This window comes from Gordonia sp. VNK21, assembly GCF_046098115.1.
Classification (GTDB): domain Bacteria; phylum Actinomycetota; class Actinomycetes; order Mycobacteriales; family Mycobacteriaceae; genus Gordonia.
On the sequence record NZ_JBJURU010000021.1, the window covers coordinates 1 to 1,560 of the forward strand.

Genomic DNA, 1,560 nt, shown 5'->3' on the forward strand with positions numbered 1-1,560 from the left:
GACGTCGGCGCCGTCTCGCTGCTCGCGGTCGCTGTTGTAGGCCGGAGTCCATGCCTTCTTCGGGAGTCGGTCGATGATCTCACCCAACCGGGCATCGAGACCGAATCCGACCGAGTACGAGACTCGCTGTTTGTGCAGGTAGTCGAGGAAGTCGTGAGTGGCGCCGGCCGAGTCGGTACGGATCAGGATCTTGCGGCCGGGCCGCGGTGGTAGGTCGGGGATCTGCGCCAACGACTGCTGGGTGGTGGTGATGTGGTCGGTGGCGGTGTTCGATCCGGCATTGCCTGGTCGTAGCAGGATCGTTCCGGCTTCTCCGGTCGCGCCGGGCCCGTGGTCGATGAACGCGGTCATCGGATGAAAACCGTAGCCGCCCTTGTAGTTTCCCGCCGCTGACTGCTTGTCCGAGTGTGCGGTGACCAGGGTTGCGTCGAGGTCGATGACCAGTGGGTTCTTCGCCGAAATCCCGTGGTTCGGAGCAGCAGGACCGGCCAACGCCCACACCCGTGCCCGGGTCGCGGCTCGAGCCGCAGCGATCGCCGACAACGCCTGGACCGGCGAGGCGGCCAGCGTTGAGATCAGGCGGGAGACGGTCGGGTCGGAGGCGACGTGGCCGAACGTGTCGGGTTGTTCGCGGATGGTGGCGATGTCGGCGAGGCAGTCGCCGCCGGCGACCAGTGCGACGGCGAGGTCGGCGATGATCTTGCCCGGATCATGGACTGCGGAGGGCGGGCGCCACGGCGCGAGTGCGGTCGACAACTCGGCCGCGAGGCCGCTGACCTCGACTGTTCGGGTCAACAGGATGGTTCCGGCGTGGGACACGAGGTTCTCGCCGTCGCCGGTGGCGCGGATGTGTGGGTAGAACACGGTAGAGTTACTCACCAGAAAGGTGCTCCCTCGCTCTGACGTAATCGGACTGTCGCAAGAACGATTATCGCAGGTGAGAGCACCTTTCTTCATGCATCAGGGTCGGCGAGTCGAATTCACCGATGAAAGAACCAGGTTAGGCGGATGTGAACGAACTGCCCGGATGTGGATGACGTGGTTGACGACGGCGACGCAGACGTGCCGGAAACGCTCTGCACAATATGATGTGTACACCGTGTTGTGTGTGGCTCCGGATACCGCTCGACGGCGCCGGCCTGAGATAGTCGGGGGATGGAACCGGACACCCCGTTCACCGCGTGCGACTACGACGGCGTGACGGTGCTGCATGCGGCCAACGGCGGCGTCGTGCCCTACGGGAACACCGTGGTGGTGCGCGGCCGCGACGCGGTGATGGTGGTCGACCCGTCCCTGGCGATGCACACCGATCCGGTGGGCGCGGATCTGGTGATGATCTCGCACGCCCACGAGGATCATCTGGCCGGACTGCGCCACTTCACCGCGGACGTGCACGCGCACGAGGCCGACGCGGAGGCGGTCGGCTCCCTCGACGCCATGCTCGCCCAGTACGTGCCGCCCGGCCCCGAACGCGACCGGATGGAGCAGGAGGTCCGTGAGGTCTACGGCCTCGACGACGGTCCCGGCCAGGTGCATGCGGTGCGCGACGGGCACGTCTTC

The 1,560-nt window shown here is 66.3% G+C and carries 2 protein-coding genes; one reads left to right on the forward strand and one right to left on the reverse strand.

Features of this window, described 5'->3' with window-relative positions; genetic code table 11:
• Nucleotides 1-879, reverse strand: an 879-nt coding sequence (locus ACJMNC_RS17075; RefSeq protein WP_408949156.1) for an IS1380 family transposase, incomplete at its 3' end; no start/stop codon positions are given.
• Between the two features lie 276 nt (nucleotides 880-1,155).
• On the opposite strand from ACJMNC_RS17075, the gene ACJMNC_RS17080 reads away from it, so the two are divergent.
• On the forward strand, nucleotides 1,156-1,560 hold a 405-nt coding region (locus ACJMNC_RS17080), incomplete at its 3' end, for an MBL fold metallo-hydrolase (protein ID WP_408949157.1).